Genomic DNA, 23856 nt, shown 5'->3' on the forward strand with positions numbered 1-23856 from the left:
ATCTTAATATTAAGGGAAAGGTAGCAGTCGTCACCGGAGGGGCGACAGGAATCGGTCTCGCCACGGCAATGGAGTTTGCCGCTGAAGGAGCGAAGGTAGCCATCTTTAACAACGTGCAGTCAGAGGTTGACAGCGCAGTGAAACAGTTTCAAGAGAAAGGGTATCCCGTATATGGCAAATGCGTTGATATTTTTGATTTTGATCAGGTAGCGGCTTTCCGGGATGATGTGGTCAAAGAGTTCGGTGCAATCAACATCTGGGTTAACAACGCGGCCATCCTCAACTCAGGCGGTTATTTTGACGAAATTACCGAAGACCAATGGGATAAGGTGATGGCCGTCAACTTAAAGGGCGGCGTATTCTGCTCAAGAATTGCCGCTGAGCAGATGAAAAAGCAAAAGAGCGGCGTCATTCTCAACATCATTGCAATCACATCCTATTTGCCCATTGAAAAGAGCTCCTTATATGCCATTTCTAAAGCCGGCATGGGCGTCTTTACACAAATTGCGGCAGCGGAGCTGGCCCCATACAACATCAGGGTTGTAGGCGTTCACCCAGGATTGACACGGACACCTATGATTGACTCTTTTATCGACAATCACCCTGAAGGAAAATCTTATTACACCGATGATATCGCATTGCAGCGTCTGGCCGACCCTTCCGAGCTTGCAAAGCCCATCGTGTTCCTTTGCTCTGACGCAGCCAGCTATGTGACGGGAGGCATTGTGCCGGTCACCGGCGGAAAGTTCTGCATCCAGAAGCCAAAAGTGCCTTGGAATGACAGAGGATAGGGTAGAAAATTAAATGAGATGATTTCTTAACGATCGTTTAAGAAACGAAGAAAAGGAGAATAAACATGAGTAATAACAAACCATGGCAGGAAGTTAAAAACTGGGGACGTTGGGGAAAAGATGATGAACGGGGTATTCTCAATGAAACGACACCGCAGCATGTATTAAACGCCATTTCTCTCATTAAGCAGGGAAAGGTCTTTGATTTGGAGACACCGAGGTTTAAGGGGATTCCAGCCCATCCGGCTCATGCCAGCTTTGATTTACTGTCCTATGCGTCGCCTACAGGACGCAGGAATATGGCGAGAACGGATCTGTCTCCTGTGTCCAACTGGAACGGCAAGGGCGGCTGGCTGGAACACAATGAATACGGTGTGGCCGCCAACACAGAAATCCTGATTGGTCCGCTGCATCTGGGAACGCACATAGACGCACTCAACCACATGTCCTTTGGCGCTGACGACCATTTCTACAATGGATACACGGAAAAAGAGTATTGGACAAATTTTGGAGCGATGAAATGCGATACGCTGACAATTCAGCCGATCATTTTAAGAGGTGTTCTGCTGGATGTTCCGGGTGCTTTGGGCAAACCCCATTTAGACCCGAACCATAGAATCACTGTGGAAGATATCAAACGCAGCGAGGAATTTGGCAAGGTTGAGCTCAAAGAGGGCGACGTGGTGCTTACAAGAACCGGAGACAGATGGCCGCAGTGTGATCTCGTCGGAAATGCTGGACTGAGCCTGGAAGCATGCCGCTATCTCGTTGAAGAGAAGGGTGCGTTCCTGCTGGGCAATGACACCACTTCCTTTGAATATATCTCGGCAAAGGGAGAAACTTCGGTACCTGGGCATCAGAATCCAGTGCATGAGTACCTTTTGACTAACATGGGCGTGCATATCATTGAACTGCTTATGCTCAATGAATTGGCCGAAGCAAAAGCGTATGAGTTTTGCTTTGTCTGTGCTCCGAGCAAGTTCAAGGGTGCAACCGGCATGTTTACCAGACCGATTGCCATCGTCTAACGGGAGAACCCTGCAAACCATCAACACTTTAAAAAATCAAAACGTTTGGACAAATATATTTACGGATAAAGAAGGAGAATAACAATATGGATCTTAATATTAAGGGAAAGGTAGCAGTCGTCACCGGAGGGGCGACAGGAATCGGTCTCGCCACGGCAATGGAGTTTGCCGCTGAAGGAGCGAAGGTAGCCATCTTTAACAACGTGCAGTCAGAGGTTGACAGCGCAGTGAAACAGTTTCAAGAGAAAGGGTATCCCGTATATGGCAAATGCGTTGATATTTTTGATTTTGATCAGGTAGCGGCTTTCCGGGATGATGTGGTCAAAGAGTTCGGTGCAATCAACATCTGGGTTAACAACGCGGCCATCCTCAACTCAGGCGGTTATTTTGACGAAATTACCGAAGACCAATGGGATAAGGTGATGGCCGTCAACTTAAAGGGCGGCGTATTCTGCTCAAGAATTGCCGCTGAGCAGATGAAAAAGCAAAAGAGCGGCGTCATTCTCAACATCATTGCAATCACATCCTATTTGCCCATTGAAAAGAGCTCCTTATATGCCATTTCTAAAGCCGGCATGGGCGTCTTTACACAAATTGCGGCAGCGGAGCTGGCCCCATACAACATCAGGGTTGTAGGCGTTCACCCAGGATTGACACGGACACCTATGATTGACTCTTTTATCGACAATCACCCTGAAGGAAAATCTTATTACACCGATGATATCGCATTGCAGCGTCTGGCCGACCCTTCCGAGCTTGCAAAGCCCATCGTGTTCCTTTGCTCTGACGCAGCCAGCTATGTGACGGGAGGCATTGTGCCGGTCACCGGCGGAAAGTTCTGCATCCAGAAGCCAAAAGTGCCTTGGAATGACAGAGGATAGGATAAAAAGCTTAAATTCTAAGCCCATAAGTCAATAAAATTATAGGAGAAAGAATTAAATGAGACGAATTCTTAAAGATGAGCTGAGAAACGGAAAACCTTGCACGGGCATTATGCTTCAACATCTGATGCTCCCGGAGTACATCGATTTCGTTCGCTATGGAAATCCCGACTGGCTTTTATTCGATCTGGAACACACGGTAGAGAATATTAAGAGTGTTTCCAACGCTTTGTGGGCATGCCTGGCATATGATATTCCGGCGATTGCGCGGGTTCGCGATAAAGACGAGTGGATGATTGAAGCAACGCTGGACGCCGGTTTTCAGGGAATCGTTGTTCCAACCGTTGAAACAGCGGAAGAAGCCCGCAAGGTTGTCAGGGCTGCGAAGTATACCATGAATGGCGACAGAAGCAGGGGAGATCGCGGCTGGTGTCCGACAATGGCACCCACAAGATGGCTGAACGACTATTCTGATGAAGAGCGCTGGACAGATAAAGAAAACGAAAAGCGTTGGAACAGAGACACATTTGTGGGAATCATTCTTGAAACCCCCAAGGCTTTTGAAAACCTGGACGAGATTTTGCAGGTGGAGGGTATTGATGCCGTTTGGCCCGGCCCCGGTGATTTATCTATGCGAATGGGTAAATATATGCTGGACCCGGAGGTTCAAAAAATCCTCTTAGATGCGGATGTCAAGGCCACCAAGGCCGGCAAAATCGTAATTTCTGCAGTAACACCCGAAAATATCAGGGGCCATTATGACAGCGGTGCCAGGATGTTCTTGATGCTTATGCAGGAAATCGATTTCCTAACCAAAATTTTTAAAGACGGTTTTGAAGAAATTCGAGGAAAGATTCCCGGATAAGGGGGCAAGAATTGCCCTAAGAATATAGCTATAGGTCGTAAAGAACGGTTGAGGTACAATCCTTGGCCGTTCTTTTAAATTTTGTGGTCAGGAAGAGGTCAAATGGACAAAAAAGAAGATTTTACGGAGCTTTGACTTGCAATAATGTGGCTTTTAGGGCAAACTATGGACCCAAGAATCCAAGTTTAGACGGTTTACGCCCATATCGAGCCACACGCTCTATGCCTTTATCAATACTGTGCGTATCTCTTCCAATTATTACGCTTTTTAGATTATCCGACGCTCCGTGGAATATATAATTTTTGTTAAAAGCCGTTGCACTTATTCGTTTTTTCTGTTAAACTAACATGTTAAACCATTCACGGAAAGGATTTTGGAATGTTTTTGTATCAGATTGTGGATAATCATGTGAGAATCCTCGGATACCGGGGATACGACGGCATTGTGCGGGTTCCGGAGCGAATCGGAAACAGGACGGTGAAAGAGCTGTCTGCCTATGCCTTTTCCTGCGGCTGGGGCAGGGATGCAATGCTGGCCCGCGCAGGGAGCGAAATACTGGTCTGTGATGAGGAGGGAAATCCTGTTACAGAAGAAACAGACCTGCCTCCGGAAGTCAACTGCGAAAAGCTGAAAGCTCTGTATCTGCCGGATACCATCAGGAAAATAGGAAATTACGCATTTTATAATTGCTTTGATCTGGCTCATCTCCAGTGCTATAGTTCCATAGAAGATTTGGGTTCCGGGCTGTTCACCGGCTGTACGGGAATTAAGTCCCTGGATATTCATATTGTGGCGGAAAAGCGCTCTTGTATGGAAGAAATTCTGGCAGAGCTGCATCAGGAGCTTTATATAAACTATTACAGTCCAAAGGGAAATGCCCGTCTGGTCTTTCCTGAGATGTTTGAGGAGTCGGTGGAGCACACCCCGGCCCGGATTACCATCCGGGAAATGCATGGCTGCGGACATATGTACCGGTACTGTTTTGACCATACGGAATTTCAGTTTCACAAATACGATGCCCTGTTTCCTCATGTTCTGGTGCAGGAAAAGGAGCCGGTGACGGCAGCTCTCGTTCTCGGAAGGCTTTATACTCCCGTTGACCTTTACGACCAGGACCGGGAAGTTTATGAGAACTATCTGGCAGATCATATGATGGCCGCTGGGAAGGAGGCTGTTGCAGAGGAGGACTCTGATCTTTTCCTTTGGCTGGCAAGAGAGTACGGGCACGATAGAAAGACCTTTGACGGGCTGGTTGACCTGGCAGGGGAGGCGGACCGGACAGAGGTTTTAAGCGCTCTTATGGAAATGCGGCGCAGGCGTTTTCCTGCGGTAAAGCGGAGGTTTTCCTTGACATAATTTGTACAGTAGAGATTTTTGCAGAAAGAAGGTGAAGCAATGATCGATCCGGTAAGACAGAAACAGCTTGATGAACTGAAAACTGTGGAAATAGGCAGCGACATTTTAACCAATGCCCGCAATGAGCTTTATTTAAATTTCCGATACCTGGACATCGCCCTGAGCAGCTTCATCTTTGAGGCGGACTGGTCAGGCACAGGTCTGGCGACGGATGGGGCCGTGATTTATTACCATCCGGAGCACTTGTTTGCCATGTATAAAAGCAACCGGGTCTGGGTCAACCGGGCCTATTTGCACATGCTGTTTCACTGTCTGTTCTGCCATTTATACTCCAGGGGAAACCGGGAAAAGGCGGTCTGGGACTTGGCCTGTGACATTGCCATAGAGTCCATATTGGACGGTTTTTATGTGAAATCCGTTTACCGCCATCAGTCCGGCTACCGCAGAGAGATATACGGGCGGATCGGAGAACGGCTCAAGGTCTTTACTGCTGAAGGAATCTATCAGTTTCTCCAGGAAAAGAACTTCCCCGCAGAACAGCTTCATAAGATGGCAGGGGAGTTCTATGTGGACAGCCATGCCCTCTGGGATCAGGAACAGGACCCAAAGATTCCGGTGGAGCGCCAGAACCAGTGGCAGAACATCCGGGAGAAGATGGAAACCGAGATGGAATCCTTCGGAGAAAAGGATGACAAATCCTCTAAGAATCTTCTGGACCAGATCAAGGTGGAAAACAGGGAACAGTATGACTATAAAAAGTTTTTAAGAAAGTTTGCGGTCCTAAAGGAAGAGGCAGAAGTGGACCCCGATTCATTTGATTATGTTTTCTACACTTACGGCCTGTCCCTTTATAAAAATATGCCTTTAATTGAACCTCTGGAAACGAAAGAGGTTTTTAAAATAGAAGACTTTGTCATTGTCATTGACACCTCCATGTCCGTGTCAGGGGACTTGGTGAGCCATTTTCTCCAGGAAACGTATGGGGTTCTTGGGGAGTCGGAGAGCTATTTCAGGAAGATCAACATTCACATCATCCAGTGCGATGAGGAAATCCGCTCCGATGTGACCATCACCAGCCGGGAGGAGATGGAGGACTACATGGAGCATTTTACCCTGTCCGGCTTTGGAGGCACGGATTTTCGTCCTGCCTTTGAATACGTAAACGGCCTTATGAACAAAGGGGCCTTTAAAAAGCTGCGGGGACTGATTTATTTTACCGATGGAAAGGGAATTTATCCGGTGAAAATGCCTCCTTATGATGCTGCATTTGTCTTTATGAAGGACCAGTATGAAGACATTTCCGTCCCTGGGTGGGCCATGAAAGTGATATTGACGCCTGAGGATCTGGTAAGTGTTACTGGAAATTAAATACAGGAGATTTGACTATGAATATAAAACGAGCGAAAGAAGAGATTAAAAATACCATTGAAGCCTATTTGCTGAAGGATTCTTATGGTTCCTATGAGATTCCAGCCATGCGCCAGAGGCCGGTATTTCTCATCGGGCCTCCCGGAATCGGGAAGACTCAGATCATGGAGCAGGTGGCGAGAGAGTGCCAGGTGGGGCTGGTTGCCTATACCATCACCCACCACACCCGTCAAAGCGCGGTGGGCCTGCCCTTTATTACTCAAAAGGAATACGGCGGGAAGCATTACAGCGTTACGGAATACACCATGAGCGAAATTGTGGCTTCCATTTATGATAAAATAGAACGCACAGGACTGAAAGAGGGAATCCTTTTTATTGACGAGATCAACTGCGTTTCCGAGACCCTGGCACCGACCATGCTCCAGTTTCTGCAGTATAAAACCTTTGGAAATCACAGCATTCCCGAAGGCTGGGTCATCGTCACTGCCGGAAATCCACCGGAATATAACAAATCAGTCCGGGATTTTGACGTTGTGACCCTGGATAGGATCAAGCTGATCCATGTGGAGCCGGACTATGAGGTATGGAAGGCTTATGCCTATGAAAACGGACTTCACCCGGCGGTCATATCTTATTTAAATGCCAGAACGGAAAACTTCTGCCGCATTGAAACCACTGTGGACGGCAAGCTTTTTGCCACTCCCAGAGGCTGGGAGGACTTATCCCGTTTTATCCAGATCAGCGAGCGGTTAGAGAGAAAACCGGACCGTGATGTGGTGGGAGAGTACATTCAATTTCCCAAAATTGCCAAGGATTTTGCAAACTACCTGGAACTATACTATAAGTATCAGGAAGATTATCAGATTGATGAGATTTTATCGGGAATCATTCGGGAACGGCTTTGCGATAAGCTGAAACGAGCGGCTTTTGATGAAAAATTAAATGTCATCGGCCTGCTTTTGTCCAGACTGGGACAGGGTTTTCGCAAGTCTTCTGATCAGGGAGACAAAACTGAACTTTTGATGGAGGCCTTAAAGGAAATAAATCCGGAAACAGAAGGAAGCGGCTCCGGTTCCATGATAAACCGCCTGGCCGCTTTGCGGGATAAGTGGAAAAAGGAATGGAATGGCAAGCGGGAAGCCGGTCTTTTGAGCAGAAGAGAAGACTACTTACGCCGTGATGTGGAAGCCCTTCTTCTCAAATATGAAGAGACCCTTAAAAAAGAGGATATCGAAGACGTAAAAGCAGCCTGGGAACGGATCGGCCAGATGTTTGAAGAGGAAAGCGAGCGGTATGATGAGGCCCTGTCAGAAGCGGGAAAGTCCCTGGAACACGCCTTTGATTTTATGGAGGCAGCTTTCGGAGACGGTCAGGAAATGGTCATATTCGTAACAGAATTAAATACCGGTTATTACAGCGTTCAGTTTTTAAAAGAATACGACTGTGAACGGTATTATCAGTATAATGAAAGGCTTTTATTCAACACCCGTGAGGATGAAATAAGGGCCAGAATCAACGGCTTGGGGAAGTAATGTATAAAAATCAGGCCTCTATCTCATAATAACAGATGAAAAGGAGGTAGTGCCATGAGAAATAAAGCATTGGACTACACAGCCCTTACCATAGCCATTGTGGGCGCCGTAAACTGGGGGCTGGTAGGTTTCTTCGATTTCAATCTGGTCTCATTTGTTTTTGGCAGCATGACATGGGTTTCCAGAATCCTGTATGCGCTGGTGGGAATTTGCGGATTGTACCTGTTCACCTTTTATGGTCATTCCGAAGTCAGAACAGAAAGATAGTAAGTGATATGGAGAAGAGGGCATTGCGAAGGCAGTGTCCTCTTCTTCATATTTGAATTTGACCTGGTTCCCTTTCTGTTGTATGATGGAAGGCAGGAAAAATAAACAGATCAAATTCCAATTTCAGGAGGAAACCATGTTATTCATATTCGGCATGAGCCAGGGAAGGAAACTACTGGATTACACAAAAACGGTCATCTGCGGCCAATGCGGAGGCTATGGCAGATATCAGGCATTCATGACTTACAGCTATTTCAGCATTTTCTTCATCCCCATTATAAAATGGAACCGTCATTATTACGTTCAGATGTCCTGCTGTAATACCATTTACGAACTGAACCCGGAAAAGGGCAAGCAGCTCAGCCGCAGGGAATCTGTGAATATCAGCGAACAGGATTTAACCCTGGTACAGTCCGGGCATAGGGCGGCAGAGTGGAACTATAAAAGGTGTTCAGGATGCGGATACGAAACATCCGAAAGCTTTGAATACTGCCCCAAATGCGGACAGCATTTTTAGAATAAAGACCGAAGAAAACAGCCGGCCCTGAACGATCAGGAAACCGGCTGTTTTTAAAATCTCTGACAGGCTCACATAATAATATCATCAAGCGCTCTCTTTGGAACGTAATGCACCTGATTTTCATCCCTGTAATAACGCACATCCCCGTCCTCCTTCATGGGAACCAGGACAACCTCTTCTTTAGGCTTTCCAAGAGCCAGAACCAGATCAACAGAGTAACGGGAAATGTCGATGCCCAGAGCTCTTGCCAGCTTTTCCCTTTGAACGCTTGCAAGAATACAGCCTCCATACCCTTTTTCCACGGCGCCCAGCATCATGGTCTGAGCGGTGATTCCATCGTCATGAAGCTTATTTTTTCCAAGAGAAAGGTCGCAGAGGATGACGATGTAAGCAGAGGGGCGTTCCCCTTCCTCAGGTCCTTTCCACTCAGGCAGCGCACCGGCCCAGGACAGAGTATGAAATACTTTCTCATTCTCTTCCGGAGTATTACAAAGCCGGAACTTTAAGGCCTGGGAATTGGCAGAGGAGGGCGCCAGTCTGGCTAAGTCCGCCAAATCTCTCAAATCTTCCAGTGAAATGGCTTGTTCCTCATAAAAACGGCGGTAGGTACGGCATTTGGAAACTAAATCTTTCAGCATATACAATTCCTCCTGGCGGTTTAAATTTTTATTTATGTCCTTAAATGAATTATAGCAGGAATGAGGGCAATTCACAATGGACAACGGCTTGAAATCATGCCGCACCAATTGACTTTACCCGTTTATAATGCTAGACTTGATATCGGGTTTTATGGGTATATAAAAGTCTATTAATCTATGAAGCCATAAGGAGGAAAATTATTGTGAAGTTAACAGCAAAAAAACTTGTACTTACAAGTGCAGCCATACTGACTATGACCATTATTTCCGCATGCGGCGGCAAGGAACCTGAGCCCACGACAGCGGCCACAACTGCTGAGACTACAACAGATGCTGTTTCAGGAGCGACGGAAAAAACAGGAGAATCCCCGGCAGAAAAATCAGAAACTGCTGCAAAATAAGCGTCAGATAAGATGAGTGAGTCAGGCTGCAAAAAAATTCAGGGCGGAGACAATGCCCCTGTCGATAAGGATGTTTTCAGTTTTTGAGATTTGCCGTAGGATGTTAAGTCCTGCGGCTTTTCTCTTATCCTAAATTTTACCAACAAAATTGAAGTGCACATCAACCTGCTGCAATACAATCGTTAACTTGTTTCTTTTGCACTTTTTTCCGCGTACATTTTTTCGTCAATGAGCTTATAAAACTGCTCCCAGGTCTGTCCGCCGGTGATGTCCCAAATGTCGTATCCCATACTTAAGTGCAGTTCAAACGGAAACTTGGGGGCGGCGTTGAGCTGTTCAATGTGCTCTTGAATTCTTCGGACGGTATTTTCAAGGCTCTTCATGCTATCCGCGTCGATCAGAACAAAAAACTCGTCGCCGCCGATGCGTGTCACAAAATCGCCTTTGCGCAGGCTGCTCTTGAGAAGAATGCCGACCTTTTCAAGCGCTTTGTCCCCCATGTCATGGCCATAAACATCGTTAATGTGCTTAAATTTATCGATGTCAACGATGATTCCGCTCACGCTCTTTTTTCTTCTGGCCATCGTCCTGACCACAAGATCAAATTGCATCCGGTTTCCCACCCCGGTAAGATGATCCATATACATGTGGGAGCTCTGCAGATTCAGATATGTTATGAGGAGCGAAAAAGTGAGGGCTATCCACAAAACGCTGATTCCATAAAACGTGACCTGCAGGATTCCCGCAATAATAGGCGGCAGTGCGACAAGCAACAGATATTTGTAGTCATGCTTTGAGATGGATTTGCCGTGAAGCAGCGCATGTATCAGATAAAAGGCTATGTAGCTGTAACAGACAGCCGGCATCAGCCAAAAGTCAGGGCCGCGGCGGTAGACATTCTGGGCGTCGATGTAAAACGCATATTCCCCGAATAAACTTACCGTTGAAAAAACGGCGTTTAGCAAAAAAGGGAGCATGATGACAACGGAAAAGAGCCAAGCGCTGCGTTTTCCGCGCTTTCTGACAAAGGAGTCCAGATACAGAACCAACAATGCCGGGGGGAGCGGGTTGAGGGTATAGAACACCCAGACGATGACTGGAAGCAACAGGCGCGCTTCCGGGGAATCCTGGCCGGTGAAAATATTCACCAGCATTTCCAACAGGAGCAACACAATGTTTGAGACAACCAACCCTCGGAATATGCGCTGGGAAGACTCCTGATAAAAAGCATGACGGCCCATATGAAAATAGATGATCAGCGTCAATATCAGACCTGTCGCAGAGGTTTGGATATAATAAATCAAAGGCAATGGTCTCTCCCTCCCTTCATTGCACCGGTGACTTGATTCTATGAATAATTGTACCAAATCACTGATGCCATGGCTATCGTTACGCTAAAATGATCACTCCGATCAAGTTAAAAAAACAGCAGCGTTTTCTGCTCTCACGGTGTATCTGCAATGCACCGAAAAATGTTTAATTGGTTAATTCCATATGTTATACGTTCATAATAGCAGAAAGTGTGACTTTCTACAATTGCTTTATACCCGGCAAACCATCAATCTCCGTGCCTCCTGCTATGCAAAGCAGTAAACTCTGTGATATAATTTTCTAAAGAAACTGAAAAGGAGGTCATTTCAGATGAAGATCACATTTATCCATCACAGCGCATTCCTGGTGGAGCTTGATACCATGTGCCTTCTGTTTGATTATACAGAGGGAACACTGCCGGAATTTCCGGAACATAAGCCCCTCCTGGTCTTTGCCAGCCACCGCCATGGGGATCATTATTCAGCAAAAATACTGGAATTTCAGAAAATTCATGAAAGTGTCCGGTATGTTCTGTCAGACGATATAGAAAGAAAGCAGTTCCCCAAAGAGGTCTCAGAAATTGTTACCGCTGTAAAGCCTGGAGAGACGTATCATGTAAGCCTTTTTGGGGCAGGGGAAGAAGTACAGATACAGACCTTCCGTTCCACCGATGAAGGCGTTGCTTTTCTCATAAAAGCTGAAGGAAAAACCATTTACCACGCCGGAGATTTAAACCACTGGAGGTGGGAAGGAGAACCGGAGAGCTGGAATGAGGACATGGCAAAACAGTTTTCAGCGGAAATGGACAAGCTGGCAGGCGCACACATGGACGCAGCCTTTCTCCCCTTAGACCCCAGACAGGAGAAAAACTTTTATCTGGGCTTTGATGAATTCATGAGAAAAGCCTCTGCTGCCCATGCATTTCCCATGCACTGCTGGGGAGATTTTTCCGTAATCGGAAGGCTTAAGGAGATGGAGGTTTCCGCTCCTTATAGGGACAGGATTGCCGCGATCCAAAAGGATGGAGACAGCTTTGAAGTCAGCTAAAGGCTGCGGCAGGACATCATAAGAGAAGAAAGAGAGGAAAAAAGGATGATATGGATTAAAAATGCCCGCCTGGTGGACCCTGGAAGCCAGATAGAACGGGATGGAGATATTTGCATAGAAGATGGGAAGATCGTTTCAGCAGGGGAACCTCTTTCGATCAGCAGGGATTCTATTTCCAAAGAAGATGTGGTGATCGACGGGACAGGGCTGGTGGCAGCCCCCGGACTGATTGACGTTCACGTTCATTTCCGTGATCCCGGATTTACCTACAAGGAAGATATTCACACAGGAGCCAGGGCTGCGGCAAAGGGCGGTTTTACCACAGTCGTCTGCATGGCGAATACAAAGCCGCCTGTGGACAATGAAGAAACTCTTCAATATATAATAGAAGAAGGAAAAAAGACAGGAATCCGGGTGCTCCAGGCAGCGGCTGTATCAAAGGGACTTCAGGGAAAAGAGCTGACGGATATGGCTCTGCTAAAGGCCAGGGGAGCCGCAGGCTTTACAGACGATGGAATTCCCCTTCTCGATGAAACGCTGGTCAAGGAGGCCATGGAGCGGGCGGCAGAGCTGGACCTTCCCTTAAGCTTTCATGAGGAAATGCCTGCATTTATTAAAAATAACGGAATCAACCACGGAAAGGTATCCGAACAGCTTGGCATCTACGGCTCCCCTGCTCTGGCAGAGGACAGCCTGGTAGCCAGGGACTGCATGATCGCCCTTCACACAGGTGCCACCATAGATATCCAGCATATCAGCTCTGCGGCTTCTGTAAAAATGGTAAAGCTTGCAAAGGAGCTGGGAGCTGACGTATATGCGGAAGTGACCCCTCACCATTTTACCCTGACGGAAGAAGCGGTGTTAAAGCATGGAACCCTGGCAAAGATGAATCCGCCTCTCAGGACGGAAAAGGACCGCCAGGCCATTATCCAGGGGTTAAAGGATGGAAGCATTGATATCATTGCCACAGACCACGCCCCCCACAGCAAAGAGGAAAAGGAAAAGCCCATAACAGAAGCACCCAGCGGAATTACAGGGCTTGAAACAGCTTTAGGACTGGCTGTAACGAATCTGGTAAGGCCCGGCCATCTGACCATGATGGAGCTCATGGAAAAGATGAGCCTCAATCCTGCCAGACTGTACCGCCTCGACTCCGGCTTTATAAAAGAAGGGGCAGCAGCGGACCTGGTGATTTTTGACCCCAATGAAGAATGGATTGCAGGGGAATACGCATCAAAGTCCTCGAACACTCCCTTTACAGGAGAGAAACTCTTTGGAAAGGTGAAATACACCATCTGCGGCGGCCAGATCGTTTACCAGGACGAAAACGACTAAGGAGAAAATATGGAAATTAAGGCCCAGGACTTATCCTCTGCCGGAGCAGCCAGAGGGGAACCGCCAGTCCAGGAGCTTCCCCCAAACGTGGAAGCAGCGCTGGAAATGGGAAAAATCCAGACTGACGGCAAACTGATCGAAGCCATGGCGCAAAAGGAAGAAGAAAATAAAAACAATCCTCAGAGCACCGGAGAGTCCGGCAAGGACCAGGCTGTCTTATCCAGGGAAAGCAGGCCCTACCGGCAGCTTCGCAGTCAGTCCGCTGTTTCCGAGGAGAAACAGGGCCGGGAAATACTGGAGCTGGCCTGGAAGAGTCTGCAAAACTGGGCCGTTTCCCTGGATATCTCTCTGGAATCCGAGCTTTTAAATCTTGGGGCCATGTATGAGAAGCTTGTTGAGCAGATGCTTCTTTATGGAACCCAGGAAACAACCGGGGGGCAGCCCGGCACCCTTGATCAGATATTGTCGGAGGTCCTGTCAAAGATTTTAAATACCCGTCTGGGAGAGTTAAACGGCCTTTTTAAAGCTTATGGGACTCAGGGCTCCGTAAGGTCCTTACAGACTGCCCTTTACCGCAGTGTGACAGGCCATTCTCCGGATCAGGGGGAACTGGACAGGGTCTTTAAAGTGCAGAGAGACTTTGATGCGGAAGCGGGGGATTTTCCGGTCCGGGGAGGCATCCGCACCCCTGTAAACCAGGGGAGCTTAAGCAGGGGAATTATCTATCAGCCTGACGGTCAGGGGCGGATCGTAAGAAATGAACGGTATACGGACCGGATGGAAATGGAGTTTCCCCTGGCTATGAAGGCGGGACGGGAAAAGGCTTACGGGGCGGAAGCCTCTATCTCTGCCATGGGAAAGAACCGGGTTTATTCTCCGGCAGATTTAGAGCCGGGGGAGAGGTTTGCCGGGTACATAAGCCGCCGGGGAAATTTATTTGCTGCACAGGGGATCAGCGGCACCAGCGGAGAGCTTTACGGCTTTCTGGCAGCAGTCATGGCGATCAAATCCCAGACGTATGCCGCTATTTCGCCGGTGGAAAAGGAAATGTCTTCCGATCTGCGCAGCACGGTTGATAAAATGATCGATCTATATATTCAGGAAGAAGCTGCCAGACAGGAAGGAGACAACAAGGCCGGGACAGGAATCCGTAAAGGCCTTTTTGAGCCAAGGGCAGCCTATAAGACCTATTATTATATGATGAATCTTTATCAAACCACAGGTGATTTGCAGGAGGTCATCAATAAGGGGCTTCGCCATGCTTACCGCCAGTATTTAAAGAAACGGGAAAGCGCGGGAGAAGATGAGAAAGAGGGTTTCTTCTTTTCTAAGGAAAAGAGGGAAGCCCTGGAGGACTGGAAAGATGGAAAACGTATTTTAGAACGGGACTGGAGGGAGTTTTTAAACTTTCTGGAAGGGGAAGGCCTTGGACATATCCTGCCCGGACTTTTGGAACTGAGTCCGTGGGGGATGTTTGCAGAGCCGGAAAAGCCTTCCGAAAAGAGGGCCGTAAGCCCGGCTGTGGTTTTTGGAGTGCTTGCAGGTCTGATTCTTCTGATGCTTTTTCTGGGGTTTATGGGCAGGTGAAGTAAAATTATTGAGTTTCTTCTTTACAGAAACGCTTTACTATGCTACCATGGTAACACATGAAAACAACGAGGAGGAAGTAATTATGAAAAATAAGATTTGGAAAGCAGCCGCACTGCTGGGAGCCGCACTGATCCTTGGAGGCTGTTCCGGACAGAAGGAAGCCGCTCCTGCCACGACAGCAGAAACGTCTGCACAGACAAAGGCAGAAGAGACCACAGCGGCAGGAGAGACCGGCAAAGCTGCGGCAGAGGGAAGCGATACATTTACCGTTGGATTTGACCAGGACTTCCCGCCCATGGGATTTGTGGGAGACGACGGAGAATATACAGGATTTGACTTAGAGCTGGCCCAGGAGGTTGCAAAACGCCTTGGAAAGACCTATGTTCCCCAGCCCATTGCCTGGGATTCCAAGGACATGGAACTGGCTTCCGGAAATGTGGACTGCATCTGGAACGGTTTTACCATGAACGGACGGGAAGACGGCTATACCTGGACAACTCCTTATATGGAAAACAGCCAGGTATTCGTAGTAAAAGGAGATTCCGGCATCAAAACCCTTGCTGATCTGGCAGGAAAAGTGGTAGAGGTTCAGGCAGATTCCTCTGCGGAAAAGGCATTGCAGGAAGATGCAGAGCTGACAGGAACCTTTGGCACTTTACAGACAACACCGGATTACAACACCGCATTTATGGACCTGGAAATGGGCGCTGTTGATGCCATTGCCATGGATGTCATTGTGGCAGGCTATCAGATCGAACAGAGAAACGCAGATTTCATCATACTGGACGAAGCTCTGGCAGCCGAGGAATACGGCGTAGGCTTTAAGAAAGGCAACGATGCTTTAAGAGATCAGGTTCAGGAACAGTTAGAGGCGATGGCCGCTGACGGAACCTTAAAGACCGTTTCTGAGAAATGGTTCGGCAAGGATGTAACAACCATCGGAAAATAAAGATAAACCCCATGGGTTCCGGCCCTTTTCATCAGAAGCCGGAACCCATTTTCGGGAGAACATGGAGGAGAAGTCATGACTTTAGATAAGATACTTTTACAACTGGCAGGGGGTATGTGGGTCAGCATCCAGATATTTTTTGTGACGCTGGTCTTTTCTCTGCCCCTGGGACTTTTGGTGTCCTTTGGAAGGATGTCAAAGAACCCTGTTATCAGGGCCATTGTTAAATTTTATATTTCAGTCATGAGGGGAACTCCTCTGATGCTTCAGCTCATGGTGGTGTATTTCGGCCCCTATTACCTATTTGGTTTAAAGGTAGGAAACGGATACCGGCTTATGGCCGCTTTCATCGGCTTTATCATCAACTATGCCGCCTATTTTGCGGAGATTTACCGCAGCGGAATCCAGTCCATGCCTGTGGGACAGTACGAGGCATCAAAGCTTCTGGGCTACTCCAGGGGACAGACCTTTTTCCGGATCATATTTCCCCAGGTGGTGAAGCGGATACTGCCCTCTGTCACCAATGAGGTCATCACTCTGGTCAAGGACACGTCTCTGGCCTTTACCATCAGCGTTTTAGAAATGTTCGCCGTTGCCAAGGCTCTGGCCTCTTCCCAGACCAGCCTCGTTCCCTTTGTTGCAGCAGGACTGTTCTATTATATCTTTAACCTGATCGTGGCAGTGGGAATGGAGCACTTGGAAAATCGTTTGAACTATTATCAATAGGAGGAAGAAGAGATGTACTTACTGGAAATGAACCATGTCCGCAAAGAATTTGACGGCCAGGGTGTGCTTCGGGATATTTCCCTGTCGGTAAAAGAAGGAGAGATCGTGTCCATCATCGGCCCCTCCGGTTCAGGCAAATCCACTTTGCTTCGCTGCGCCACCATGCTGGAACAGATGGATGGGGGAGAACTGATTTACATAGGAGAAAAGGCGGCCTGGGAAGGCAGTGATGGGAAATCCGTTTACGCCAAAAAGGAAGAGCTGAAGGAAATCCAGAAACATTACGGTCTGGTATTTCAGAACTTTCACTTATTCCCCCATATGACCGTATTAAAAAATGTGATTGATGCGCCCATACACGTGCAGAAGCGGAAGAAAGAAGAGGCGGAAGCCAGTGCCATGGAGCTGCTGCGGAAAATGGGTCTGGAGGAAAAGGCCAATGCATATCCCTGCCAGCTTTCCGGAGGACAGTGCCAGAGAGTGGCGATTGCAAGGGCCCTGGCTTTAAACCCCAGAATTTTATTCTTTGATGAACCGACTTCAGCCCTGGACCCGGAGCTTACGGGAGAGGTGTTAAAGGTCATTAAGTCTCTGGCGGACATGCAGATCACCATGGTCATTGTAACTCATGAAATGGCCTTTGCAAGGGATATTTCAGACCGGATCATTTTTATGGATGGCGGAGTGATCGTGGAAGAAGGAAAACCGGAGGATGTTTTTGCCTCCAATAATATGAGGACTCAGAGTTTTCTGGGGCGGTATGGAGAAATTTAAGAGAAAAGAATAGAGATTTTGAACACAGCCCTGAAAACCTTTGCTTAAGTGTGTTTCAGGGCTGTGATTTTTTTATTTGACTGCAATATAGTGAGTTCCAGCCTGTTTACCGTTATATCTGCAAGCACCAATTGGATATAGGCGTCAAGGGCCGCCTTGACATCATGGCGGGTAAATATCAAGTTAGTTTATTAAAAACTCAGGTTTTTCTGCTGTAATAATATCCCTGCAACATGGTGTAATTGAGCAGCAGTATCAATATATGAATGATTTTCATGCAGCATGATCTGCAGCCACACGGGAAGAGTTATAAAGTAAACTCTGGTGCTGGTACTTTTAAAAAGCAGCGCGGATAAATTGTTTTTCATCAAATCACCTCAAAAATATGGTGCGTTAAATGGAAAATAATAATACAGGAAGTATATGGATGCCGGTGAAAATCAGGGTTTTTTTCTCCATTTTTATCCAATTATTAAAATTACTTAAGAAAAAAGATAAACATTTTTCACAATCGGATGATATACTGAATCTGAAATAACAGATAAAGCAGAAAAGAAAGAAGGGGATGCTCATGAAGAGAATATGGATTTTAGCATTGGCCGTCTGCGGTGCTGTTTTATTTACTGCTTGTGGAAAATCGGCTGGCAATACGGGAAGCAGCGCAGAATCGACGCCTGTTTCTTCCGAAGCATCAACAGAAAGCACTGACAGTGCGAGCCAGGAAGCCCCCGGCAATGGAGCGGAATTTAAGATACTGACAGCCAAGGTCACAGCGGTGGACGACAACTTGGAGAACATGACCGTGTTAAACGGTGAAACCGAGACTGATTTTGACTTAAAAGGCGTGGCAGTGGAGACTTCCTATGCCCTTGGGCCTGAAGTAGAGGTTTCCATCGTTTACAAGGGTGAGATATCCGGTTCCGATGCCTCCAACGCAAAGATCATTCTGGTGCTGGATGGGCAGAAGGATATGGCGGTCGAGACAGTGACAGGCAGCGTGGTGGATCAGGCTATGAGCACATTTACCATTAAGACGGAATCAGGAGAAGAGATCAGCTTTATCAAAGGCAGCGGTGAAGGATTGGACAGCGGTGTGCTGGGAACAGCCACTGACGGAGGCAATGGAAGCGGAGCCATGATAAAGGTAACCTACGTGACCGTCAATTATGATGCAGGCAGTAAGACGAATTTTCCATTAAAGGTAGAAGCAGCAAAGTAAAAATACTTAAAATCCCGGATCATGCAGGCAGAAATTCCTTTTTGCGATATAAAAAGCTTGCAAATTCGGGATTTTCAGGTACAATAAGAGAGATGACAAAAAAGGGGCCAAATGACCCCTATTTTGCTGATTAGAGACAATGAAAAAACCGCAGACTCTGCCGGGAAATCATGGACAGGGAAAGCGGATAAAAGCAGATCACAGAAAGGGAATTAAAGTTAAAATGATCAGTGCAAATAATGTAACATTAAGAATTGGAAAAAAAGCATTGTTTGAAGATGTAAATATCAAATTTACAGAGGGCAACTGCTACGGCATGATCGGTGCCAATGGTGCAGGAAAATCTACATTCCTCAAGATTCTTTCCGGCGAGCTGGAGCCTACCAGCGGTGATATCGTCATTACACCGGGACAGAGACTTTCCTTCTTAAAGCAGGACCATTTCCGGTATGATGATTTTCAGGTGCTGGATACGGTTATTATGGGAAATGTCAGACTTTATGAGATCATGAAGGAAAAGGATGCCATCTACATGAAGGAAGACTTCACCGAAGAGGACGGCATTAAGGCGGCAGATTTAGAAGGCGAGTTCGCTTCCATGAACGGATGGGAAGCTGAGTCCGATGCAGCCAACTTATTAAACGGACTTGGAGTTGAGACAGACCTTCACTATAAATTGATGAAGGATTTGACCGGCGGGTCAAAAGTTAAGGTGCTTCTTGCCCAGGCATTATTCGGAAATCCGGACATTCTGCTCCTTGACGAGCCTACCAACCATTTGGATTTAGATGCAATCGCATGGCTGGAGGAATTCCTTATCAACTTTGAAAATACCGTAATCGTGGTATCCCATGACCGTTATTTCTTAAATAAGGTCTGCACCCAGATCGCAGATATCGATTACAGCAAAATCCAGCTTTACGCAGGAAACTATGATTTCTGGTATGAGTCCAGCCAGTTGATCGTAAAGCAGATGAAGGAAGCCAACAGGAAGAAAGAAGAAAAGATCAAGGAATTGCAGGAATTTATCCAGCGTTTCTCTGCCAATGCTTCCAAATCCAAGCAGGCAACCTCCAGAAAGAAGGCTTTGGAGAAAATCGAACTGGATGACATTAAGCCCTCCAGCCGGAAATATCCTTACATTGATTTCCGTCCTGCCCGTGAGATCGGCAATGAAGTGCTGACGGTTACCAATTTATCAAAGACCATTGACGGTGTAAAGATTTTAGACAATATCTCCTTTACCTTAAACCGTGAGGATAAGGTGGCTTTGGTGGGACCGAATGAGCTCGCCAAAACGGTTCTGTTTAAAATCCTTGAAGGAGAAATGGAGCCGGATGAAGGTGATTATAAGTGGGGTATTACCACCAGCCACAGCTATTTCCCCAAGGATAATTCCGCGGAGTTTGACAATGATGATATCATTGTGGATTGGCTGACCCAGTATTCCCCGGAAAAGGATGTTACTTATGTACGCGGTTTCCTGGGACGTATGCTCTTTGCAGGAGAAGACGGCGTGAAAAAGGTGCGTGTGCTCTCCGGTGGTGAGAAAGTGCGCTGTATGCTTTCCAAGATGATGATTTCCGGTTCCAATGTGCTGATGCTCGATGAGCCTACAGACCATTTGGATATGGAGTCCATCACTGCCTTAAATAACGGTCTTATGAAATTCCAGGGAGTTCTGATTTTCTCCTCCCGTGACCATCAGATCGTGGAAACCACAGCAAACCGTATTATGGAGATCGTAAACGGTCAGTTGATTGATAAGATCACTACCTACGATGAGTACCTGGCAAGTGATGATATGGCTCGTAAGAGACAGGTATTTACTCTGACTGAGGACCAGGTTGCAGAGGATGCAGAGGATTAAATAAAATAAAAAAGACGGGAAAGCCAGTCGTTGAAACGCCTGTCTGCCCGTCTTTTTTTAGATTAAGCAGGTGACAGCCTTAGATATATGAAAGGAGGTGAGAATGTTGAATACCATTGACTATTATGCCTGTGTCTCCCGGCTGAGAAGCTGGAACTCGCGGCTGAAGGCGGCTGTAGCTGTCAGCGGTCTTCTGGTCTGTATTGCGGCAAATGATGTGCGGATATCCTGCTTGGTGCTCTTGTCCATGTCTGCCATTACGATTTTTGCAGGAGGGCTTTCCTGGAGAAAATACCTGGTTCTTTTCAGGATACCCTTTGGATTTCTGGTTTTGGGCACGGCAGCCATTGCCATAGGCATTTCCAGAGAACCTTATGGGCAGGTCCTTATTTCCGGAGCAGGGCTTTACCTCTATGTGACAAAAGAGGGAATCAGGCTGGCAGCAGGTCTTGTCTTAAAGGCTTCGGCCTCCTTAAGCGCCATGTACATGCTGGTGCTTTCCACGACCGCCAGCGAGGTGATCGGCGTTTTGCAAAGCACCCGGGTGCCTAAGCTGATTGTGGAATTGATGAACCTGATTTACCGGTTTATCTTTGTGATGACAGATTCCCAGCGCCAGATGAAGCAGGCGGCGGAGTCACGGCTTGGATATCGTGATTTTACAACCTCCTGCCGCACCTTTGGGCGTATAGGAGGAAACTTATTTGTGGTTTCCCTGAAAAAAGCCGGAATCTATTACAATGCAATGATTGCCAGGTGTTATAATGGGGAGCTTTTGTTTCTGGAAGAAGAGCGGCCTGTTAAGAGGGGGCAGATTGCCGTTTCGGTAGGTTATGTTGGAGTACTGCTTTTGGTATGGCTGTTGGTATGGCGGGCGAAGTGATGGATGGAATAGGGACGGGGTAATGAGTGGAGATAGCTGAGAAATTGCCTGAAGTCAAAGGCAGAATTAACGGCTTTTGCAGGCTGAAAAGGAGGTGAAAAAGATGGAAAATATTCTTTTACAGGCAGAAAACCTATGCTATTCCTATGAAGAAGGAACTCAGGTATTAAAGGAAATTAATTTAACAGTGAGAAAAGGAGAGAAGGTTGCGGTCCTGGGTTCCAACGGGGCAGGGAAATCCACCTGTTTTCTCAACTTAAACGGAGTTTTGCAGCCGGATTCCGGACGGATTTTCTATGACGGAAAGGAAATAAAGAAAAAGGATTTCAACGAATTGAGAAAGCATGTAGGGATTGTATTCCAGGATGCGGACCACCAGATCATCGCATCCACAGTCTTTGCCGAGGTATCCTTTGGGCCTATGAACTTAAGGCTTCCAAAGGAAGAGGTAGTAAGGCGTGTAAAACAGGCATTATCTGATATGAATTTAACCGGAATGAAGGACCGCCCGCCCCACTATTTAAGCGGAGGGGAGAAAAAGCGGGTCAGCATTGCGGATATTCTGGCCATGGAATCAGAGGTGGTGATATTTGATGAACCAACCGCTTCTTTGGACCCGGCCAATGTGGAAATGCTCAAAGGCATTCTGGATAAAATGGCAGTTATGGGGAAAACCCTTTTGATTTCCACTCACGATGTGGATTTCGCCTATGAATGGGCGGACAGGGCGGTGGTTTTTGCCCATGGACGGATTATTGCTGATGGCTCTATGACAGAGATTTTCAAAAGGGATGAGGTATTAAAAGAGGCCAATTTGAGAAAGCCTGTACTTCTTGAGGTATGGAACAGTCTGATAAAGCATGAGATTTTAGATGAAAAAGAAGCCTGTCCCAGAAATGCCGGGGAATTGGAAATTCTACTTGAGAAATCCAGGTCAGCTCAAAAATGTTGACAGAAAGGTTCTAAAACATTACAATACAATGGTATTATTTGAAAGGTGCCTGTGAAAATTCTCCGCAGGATAATAGGGAAAAGGGTGAAAATCCCTTACGGTCCCGCCGCTGTAAGTGTGGAGCAGGGTTCCATAGATCACTGGGAAACCGGGAAGAGGAACTGCTGCGAGGAAGCCAAAGTCAGAAGACCTGCCTTTCATTTTGCGACGCATTCGGTTACGAGCGATGACCGAATGCCGGGAAGTCTTTTTGCTGTGCAAAGATTTACCCAGAAGGCGCCTGTCTGATGAGTGGGAATCATCGGATTATAGGTGCTTATTTTTTTGAAACACCCTTCGGGTATACCTTTATACCTGGAAAATCGGGTGTGAAAAATGAAAGGAGAATAAGAAATGAGTAAGAAAGAAACAAGTATCATGAAACTGGCAGTTGCATTTGCCATGGCCTTCGCCGTTGTGCCCAGCGCCTATGGAATGCATATTATGGAGGGATATCTTCCGGCGGCATACTGTATTGCATGGGGAGCTGTCTGCCTTCCATTTCTGGTGGCAGGATTTTTCTCCATCAGGAAATCTCTTCAAAAGGATGGCCGGACCATTACCATACTGGCTATGTCCGGGGCATTTATCTTTGTCATATCGTCCTTAAAGATTCCGTCAGTCACGGGAAGCTGTTCCCATATGACGGGAACCGGCCTGGGAGCTATTTTATTCGGGCCGTCTGCTGTCAGCATTCTGGGACTGATCGTGCTGATCTTCCAGGCCATTCTGCTGGCACACGGAGGACTTACGACTTTGGGAGCCAATACCTTTTCCATGGCAATTGCAGGGCCGTTTCTGTCTTTTGGTATCTATAAATTATGCAGAAAGCTGAATGTGAATAAAATGGTCAGCGTTTTCCTGGCAGCCACACTGGGCGATCTGCTTACATACTGCGTGACCAGCGTGCAGCTGGCTCTGGCTTATCCGTCAGAGGTTGGCGGTATAGGGGCTTCTGCCGTCAAGTTTTTGGGAGTTTTCGCTCCCACTCAGCTTCCTCTTGCGATCATTGAGGGAATTTTAACGGCAGTGATTATCATGACCCTTGAGACTTATGCTCTTCCTGAGCTTAAGGCTGTTGGATTTTCAAAGGAGGTTTAACGAGATGAGTAAGAAAAATAAACAGATTGCAGCAATGCTTTTGATTTTAGTATGCCTGATCGCGGTGGTTCCGGTCTTTGTTTTAAGAGGGGCTGAATTTGGCGGTTCCGATGATGCGGGAAGCCAGATGATATCAGAAATCAAGGGAGAAGAACACGAGCCCTGGTTTACCCCTGTTATGGAAACCTGGATCGGCGGCGAGATTCCCGGCGAGGTGGAAAGCCTGATCTTCTGTATCCAGACCGGAATTGGAACCGGTATCCTGGCCTTTTTCATGGGGCGGTTTGTGGAACGGAAGAAGTGGCAGGAAAAATAAGAAGGGTTGTACCTTAAGTAAGATGTGAATAAAGATATTAGGTGGATGGCATTGATAAGCTGTCCACCTTGTGTTTTTATGCGGAGGGGGAGAATGT

General features: G+C 47.1%; 24 protein-coding genes and 1 riboswitch. Of the genes, 22 read left to right on the forward strand and 2 right to left on the reverse strand.

What is annotated here, in order from left to right; all coding sequences use genetic code 11:
- The 9 genes from QM657_RS19095 to QM657_RS19135 form a co-directional block, all read left to right on the forward strand.
- Positions 1-791: SDR family NAD(P)-dependent oxidoreductase (locus QM657_RS19095; RefSeq protein ID WP_415068295.1), on the forward strand; the 791-nt coding region annotated here is incomplete at its 5' end.
- Positions 792-856: 65 nt separating this feature from the next.
- Positions 857-1819: a cyclase family protein gene (locus tag QM657_RS19100; protein WP_415068296.1), complete on the forward strand. Its 963-nt coding sequence runs from the start codon at positions 857-859 to the stop codon at positions 1817-1819.
- Positions 1820-1905: 86 nt separating this feature from the next.
- Positions 1906-2700: an SDR family NAD(P)-dependent oxidoreductase gene (locus QM657_RS19105; RefSeq protein ID WP_415068297.1), complete on the forward strand. Its 795-nt coding sequence runs from the start codon at positions 1906-1908 to the stop codon at positions 2698-2700.
- A 58-nt stretch (positions 2701-2758) separates the two neighbouring features.
- Positions 2759-3565: an HpcH/HpaI aldolase family protein gene (locus tag QM657_RS19110; protein ID WP_415068298.1), complete on the forward strand. Its 807-nt coding sequence runs from the start codon at positions 2759-2761 to the stop codon at positions 3563-3565.
- A 378-nt stretch (positions 3566-3943) separates the two neighbouring features.
- Entirely contained in the window at positions 3944-4921 is a 978-nt protein-coding gene (locus QM657_RS19115; protein WP_415068299.1) for a leucine-rich repeat protein, read from the forward strand.
- Positions 4922-4960: 39 nt separating this feature from the next.
- On the forward strand, positions 4961-6289 hold the full coding sequence (locus QM657_RS19120; protein ID WP_415068300.1) for a VWA-like domain-containing protein: 1329 nt from the start codon (positions 4961-4963) through the stop codon (positions 6287-6289).
- 17 nt (positions 6290-6306) lie between these two features.
- Positions 6307-7821 carry an ATP-binding protein gene (locus QM657_RS19125; protein ID WP_415068301.1) on the forward strand — a complete coding sequence of 505 codons (1515 nt, stop codon included), beginning with the start codon at positions 6307-6309 and terminating at the stop codon, positions 7819-7821.
- A 54-nt stretch (positions 7822-7875) separates the two neighbouring features.
- The gene (locus tag QM657_RS19130) at positions 7876-8088 is read left to right on the forward strand and encodes a DUF378 domain-containing protein (RefSeq protein ID WP_415068302.1); all 213 of its coding nucleotides are present in this window, start codon (positions 7876-7878) and stop codon (positions 8086-8088) included.
- A gap of 136 nt (positions 8089-8224) precedes the next feature.
- Positions 8225-8605: a zinc ribbon domain-containing protein gene (locus tag QM657_RS19135; RefSeq protein WP_415068303.1), complete on the forward strand. Its 381-nt coding sequence runs from the start codon at positions 8225-8227 to the stop codon at positions 8603-8605.
- Between the two features lie 71 nt (positions 8606-8676).
- On the opposite strand, the gene QM657_RS19140 is transcribed toward QM657_RS19135, so the two are convergent.
- Positions 8677-9246 carry a nitroreductase family protein gene (locus QM657_RS19140; RefSeq protein ID WP_415068304.1) on the reverse strand — a complete coding sequence of 190 codons (570 nt, stop codon included), beginning with the start codon at positions 9244-9246 and terminating at the stop codon, positions 8677-8679.
- A 203-nt stretch (positions 9247-9449) separates the two neighbouring features.
- Between QM657_RS19140 and QM657_RS19145 the strand changes: the two genes are divergently transcribed.
- The gene (locus QM657_RS19145; protein WP_415068305.1) at positions 9450-9647 is read left to right on the forward strand and encodes a hypothetical protein; all 198 of its coding nucleotides are present in this window, start codon (positions 9450-9452) and stop codon (positions 9645-9647) included.
- Positions 9648-9829: 182 nt separating this feature from the next.
- Here the strand turns inward: QM657_RS19145 and QM657_RS19150 are convergent, their stop codons facing one another.
- A complete protein-coding gene (locus QM657_RS19150) occupies positions 9830-10951 on the reverse strand; it encodes a diguanylate cyclase domain-containing protein (protein ID WP_415068306.1) in 1122 nt (373 codons plus the stop codon).
- 337 nt (positions 10952-11288) lie between these two features.
- Between QM657_RS19150 and QM657_RS19155 the strand changes: the two genes are divergently transcribed.
- The 12 genes from QM657_RS19155 to QM657_RS19210 all read left to right on the forward strand — a co-directional run bounded on the left by QM657_RS19155 (position 11289) and on the right by QM657_RS19210 (position 23759).
- The gene (locus QM657_RS19155; protein ID WP_415068307.1) at positions 11289-12005 is read left to right on the forward strand and encodes an MBL fold metallo-hydrolase; all 717 of its coding nucleotides are present in this window, start codon (positions 11289-11291) and stop codon (positions 12003-12005) included.
- A 48-nt stretch (positions 12006-12053) separates the two neighbouring features.
- Positions 12054-13340 (forward strand): dihydroorotase, encoded by a 1287-nt coding sequence (locus QM657_RS19160; protein WP_415068317.1) that lies wholly within the window; start codon positions 12054-12056, stop codon positions 13338-13340.
- Positions 13341-13349: 9 nt separating this feature from the next.
- On the forward strand, positions 13350-14927 hold the full coding sequence (locus QM657_RS19165) for a hypothetical protein (RefSeq protein ID WP_415068308.1): 1578 nt from the start codon (positions 13350-13352) through the stop codon (positions 14925-14927).
- A gap of 85 nt (positions 14928-15012) precedes the next feature.
- Entirely contained in the window at positions 15013-15879 is an 867-nt protein-coding gene (locus tag QM657_RS19170) for an amino acid ABC transporter substrate-binding protein (protein ID WP_415068309.1), read from the forward strand.
- A 75-nt stretch (positions 15880-15954) separates the two neighbouring features.
- On the forward strand, positions 15955-16605 hold the full coding sequence (locus QM657_RS19175) for an amino acid ABC transporter permease (RefSeq protein ID WP_415068310.1): 651 nt from the start codon (positions 15955-15957) through the stop codon (positions 16603-16605).
- A 12-nt stretch (positions 16606-16617) separates the two neighbouring features.
- The gene (locus tag QM657_RS19180) at positions 16618-17379 is read left to right on the forward strand and encodes an amino acid ABC transporter ATP-binding protein (protein ID WP_415068311.1); all 762 of its coding nucleotides are present in this window, start codon (positions 16618-16620) and stop codon (positions 17377-17379) included.
- Positions 17380-17950: 571 nt separating this feature from the next.
- Entirely contained in the window at positions 17951-18598 is a 648-nt protein-coding gene (locus tag QM657_RS19185; RefSeq protein ID WP_415068312.1) for a hypothetical protein, read from the forward strand.
- A gap of 223 nt (positions 18599-18821) precedes the next feature.
- On the forward strand, positions 18822-20468 hold the full coding sequence (locus tag QM657_RS19190) for an ABC-F family ATP-binding cassette domain-containing protein (RefSeq protein WP_415068318.1): 1647 nt from the start codon (positions 18822-18824) through the stop codon (positions 20466-20468).
- Positions 20469-20571: 103 nt separating this feature from the next.
- Positions 20572-21351 carry a cobalt ECF transporter T component CbiQ gene (cbiQ, locus tag QM657_RS19195; RefSeq protein WP_415068313.1) on the forward strand — a complete coding sequence of 260 codons (780 nt, stop codon included), beginning with the start codon at positions 20572-20574 and terminating at the stop codon, positions 21349-21351.
- 103 nt (positions 21352-21454) lie between these two features.
- Positions 21455-22303, forward strand: coding sequence for an energy-coupling factor ABC transporter ATP-binding protein (locus QM657_RS19200; protein ID WP_415068314.1), 849 nt, complete (start codon positions 21455-21457; stop codon positions 22301-22303).
- A 26-nt stretch (positions 22304-22329) separates the two neighbouring features.
- Positions 22330-22516: riboswitch (cobalamin riboswitch) on the forward strand.
- Positions 22517-22696: 180 nt separating this feature from the next.
- Positions 22697-23443, forward strand: coding sequence for an energy-coupling factor ABC transporter permease (locus tag QM657_RS19205; RefSeq protein WP_415068315.1), 747 nt, complete (start codon positions 22697-22699; stop codon positions 23441-23443).
- A gap of 4 nt (positions 23444-23447) precedes the next feature.
- Entirely contained in the window at positions 23448-23759 is a 312-nt protein-coding gene (locus QM657_RS19210) for an energy-coupling factor ABC transporter substrate-binding protein (protein ID WP_415068316.1), read from the forward strand.
- The last annotated feature ends 97 nt before the right edge of the window (positions 23760-23856 follow it).

It is taken from the genome of Lacrimispora sp. (genome assembly GCF_047605665.1).
Classification (GTDB): Bacteria; Bacillota; Clostridia; order Lachnospirales; family Lachnospiraceae; genus Lacrimispora.

What these genes read in the sequence shown, in the direction of transcription:
- QM657_RS19105 (WP_415068297.1), top strand. Translation starts at nt 1,906, where the DNA reads ATGGATCTTAATATTAAGGGAAAGGTAGCAGTCGTCACCGGAGGGGCG.
- QM657_RS19175 (WP_415068310.1), top strand. Translation starts at nt 15,955, where the DNA reads ATGACTTTAGATAAGATACTTTTACAACTGGCAGGGGGTATGTGGGTC.
- QM657_RS19140 (WP_415068304.1), bottom strand. Translation starts at nt 9,246, where the DNA reads ATGCTGAAAGATTTAGTTTCCAAATGCCGTACCTACCGCCGTTTTTAT.
- QM657_RS19170 (WP_415068309.1), top strand. Translation starts at nt 15,013, where the DNA reads ATGAAAAATAAGATTTGGAAAGCAGCCGCACTGCTGGGAGCCGCACTG.
- QM657_RS19135 (WP_415068303.1), top strand. Translation starts at nt 8,225, where the DNA reads ATGTTATTCATATTCGGCATGAGCCAGGGAAGGAAACTACTGGATTAC.
- QM657_RS19110 (WP_415068298.1), top strand. Translation starts at nt 2,759, where the DNA reads ATGAGACGAATTCTTAAAGATGAGCTGAGAAACGGAAAACCTTGCACG.
- QM657_RS19115 (WP_415068299.1), top strand. Translation starts at nt 3,944, where the DNA reads ATGTTTTTGTATCAGATTGTGGATAATCATGTGAGAATCCTCGGATAC.
- QM657_RS19125 (WP_415068301.1), top strand. Translation starts at nt 6,307, where the DNA reads ATGAATATAAAACGAGCGAAAGAAGAGATTAAAAATACCATTGAAGCC.
- QM657_RS19210 (WP_415068316.1), top strand. Translation starts at nt 23,448, where the DNA reads ATGAGTAAGAAAAATAAACAGATTGCAGCAATGCTTTTGATTTTAGTA.
- QM657_RS19180 (WP_415068311.1), top strand. Translation starts at nt 16,618, where the DNA reads ATGTACTTACTGGAAATGAACCATGTCCGCAAAGAATTTGACGGCCAG.
- QM657_RS19205 (WP_415068315.1), top strand. Translation starts at nt 22,697, where the DNA reads ATGAGTAAGAAAGAAACAAGTATCATGAAACTGGCAGTTGCATTTGCC.
- QM657_RS19155 (WP_415068307.1), top strand. Translation starts at nt 11,289, where the DNA reads ATGAAGATCACATTTATCCATCACAGCGCATTCCTGGTGGAGCTTGAT.
- QM657_RS19100 (WP_415068296.1), top strand. Translation starts at nt 857, where the DNA reads ATGAGTAATAACAAACCATGGCAGGAAGTTAAAAACTGGGGACGTTGG.
- QM657_RS19185 (WP_415068312.1), top strand. Translation starts at nt 17,951, where the DNA reads ATGAAGAGAATATGGATTTTAGCATTGGCCGTCTGCGGTGCTGTTTTA.
- QM657_RS19130 (WP_415068302.1), top strand. Translation starts at nt 7,876, where the DNA reads ATGAGAAATAAAGCATTGGACTACACAGCCCTTACCATAGCCATTGTG.
- QM657_RS19200 (WP_415068314.1), top strand. Translation starts at nt 21,455, where the DNA reads ATGGAAAATATTCTTTTACAGGCAGAAAACCTATGCTATTCCTATGAA.
- cbiQ (WP_415068313.1), top strand. Translation starts at nt 20,572, where the DNA reads ATGTTGAATACCATTGACTATTATGCCTGTGTCTCCCGGCTGAGAAGC.
- QM657_RS19165 (WP_415068308.1), top strand. Translation starts at nt 13,350, where the DNA reads ATGGAAATTAAGGCCCAGGACTTATCCTCTGCCGGAGCAGCCAGAGGG.
- QM657_RS19120 (WP_415068300.1), top strand. Translation starts at nt 4,961, where the DNA reads ATGATCGATCCGGTAAGACAGAAACAGCTTGATGAACTGAAAACTGTG.
- QM657_RS19190 (WP_415068318.1), top strand. Translation starts at nt 18,822, where the DNA reads ATGATCAGTGCAAATAATGTAACATTAAGAATTGGAAAAAAAGCATTG.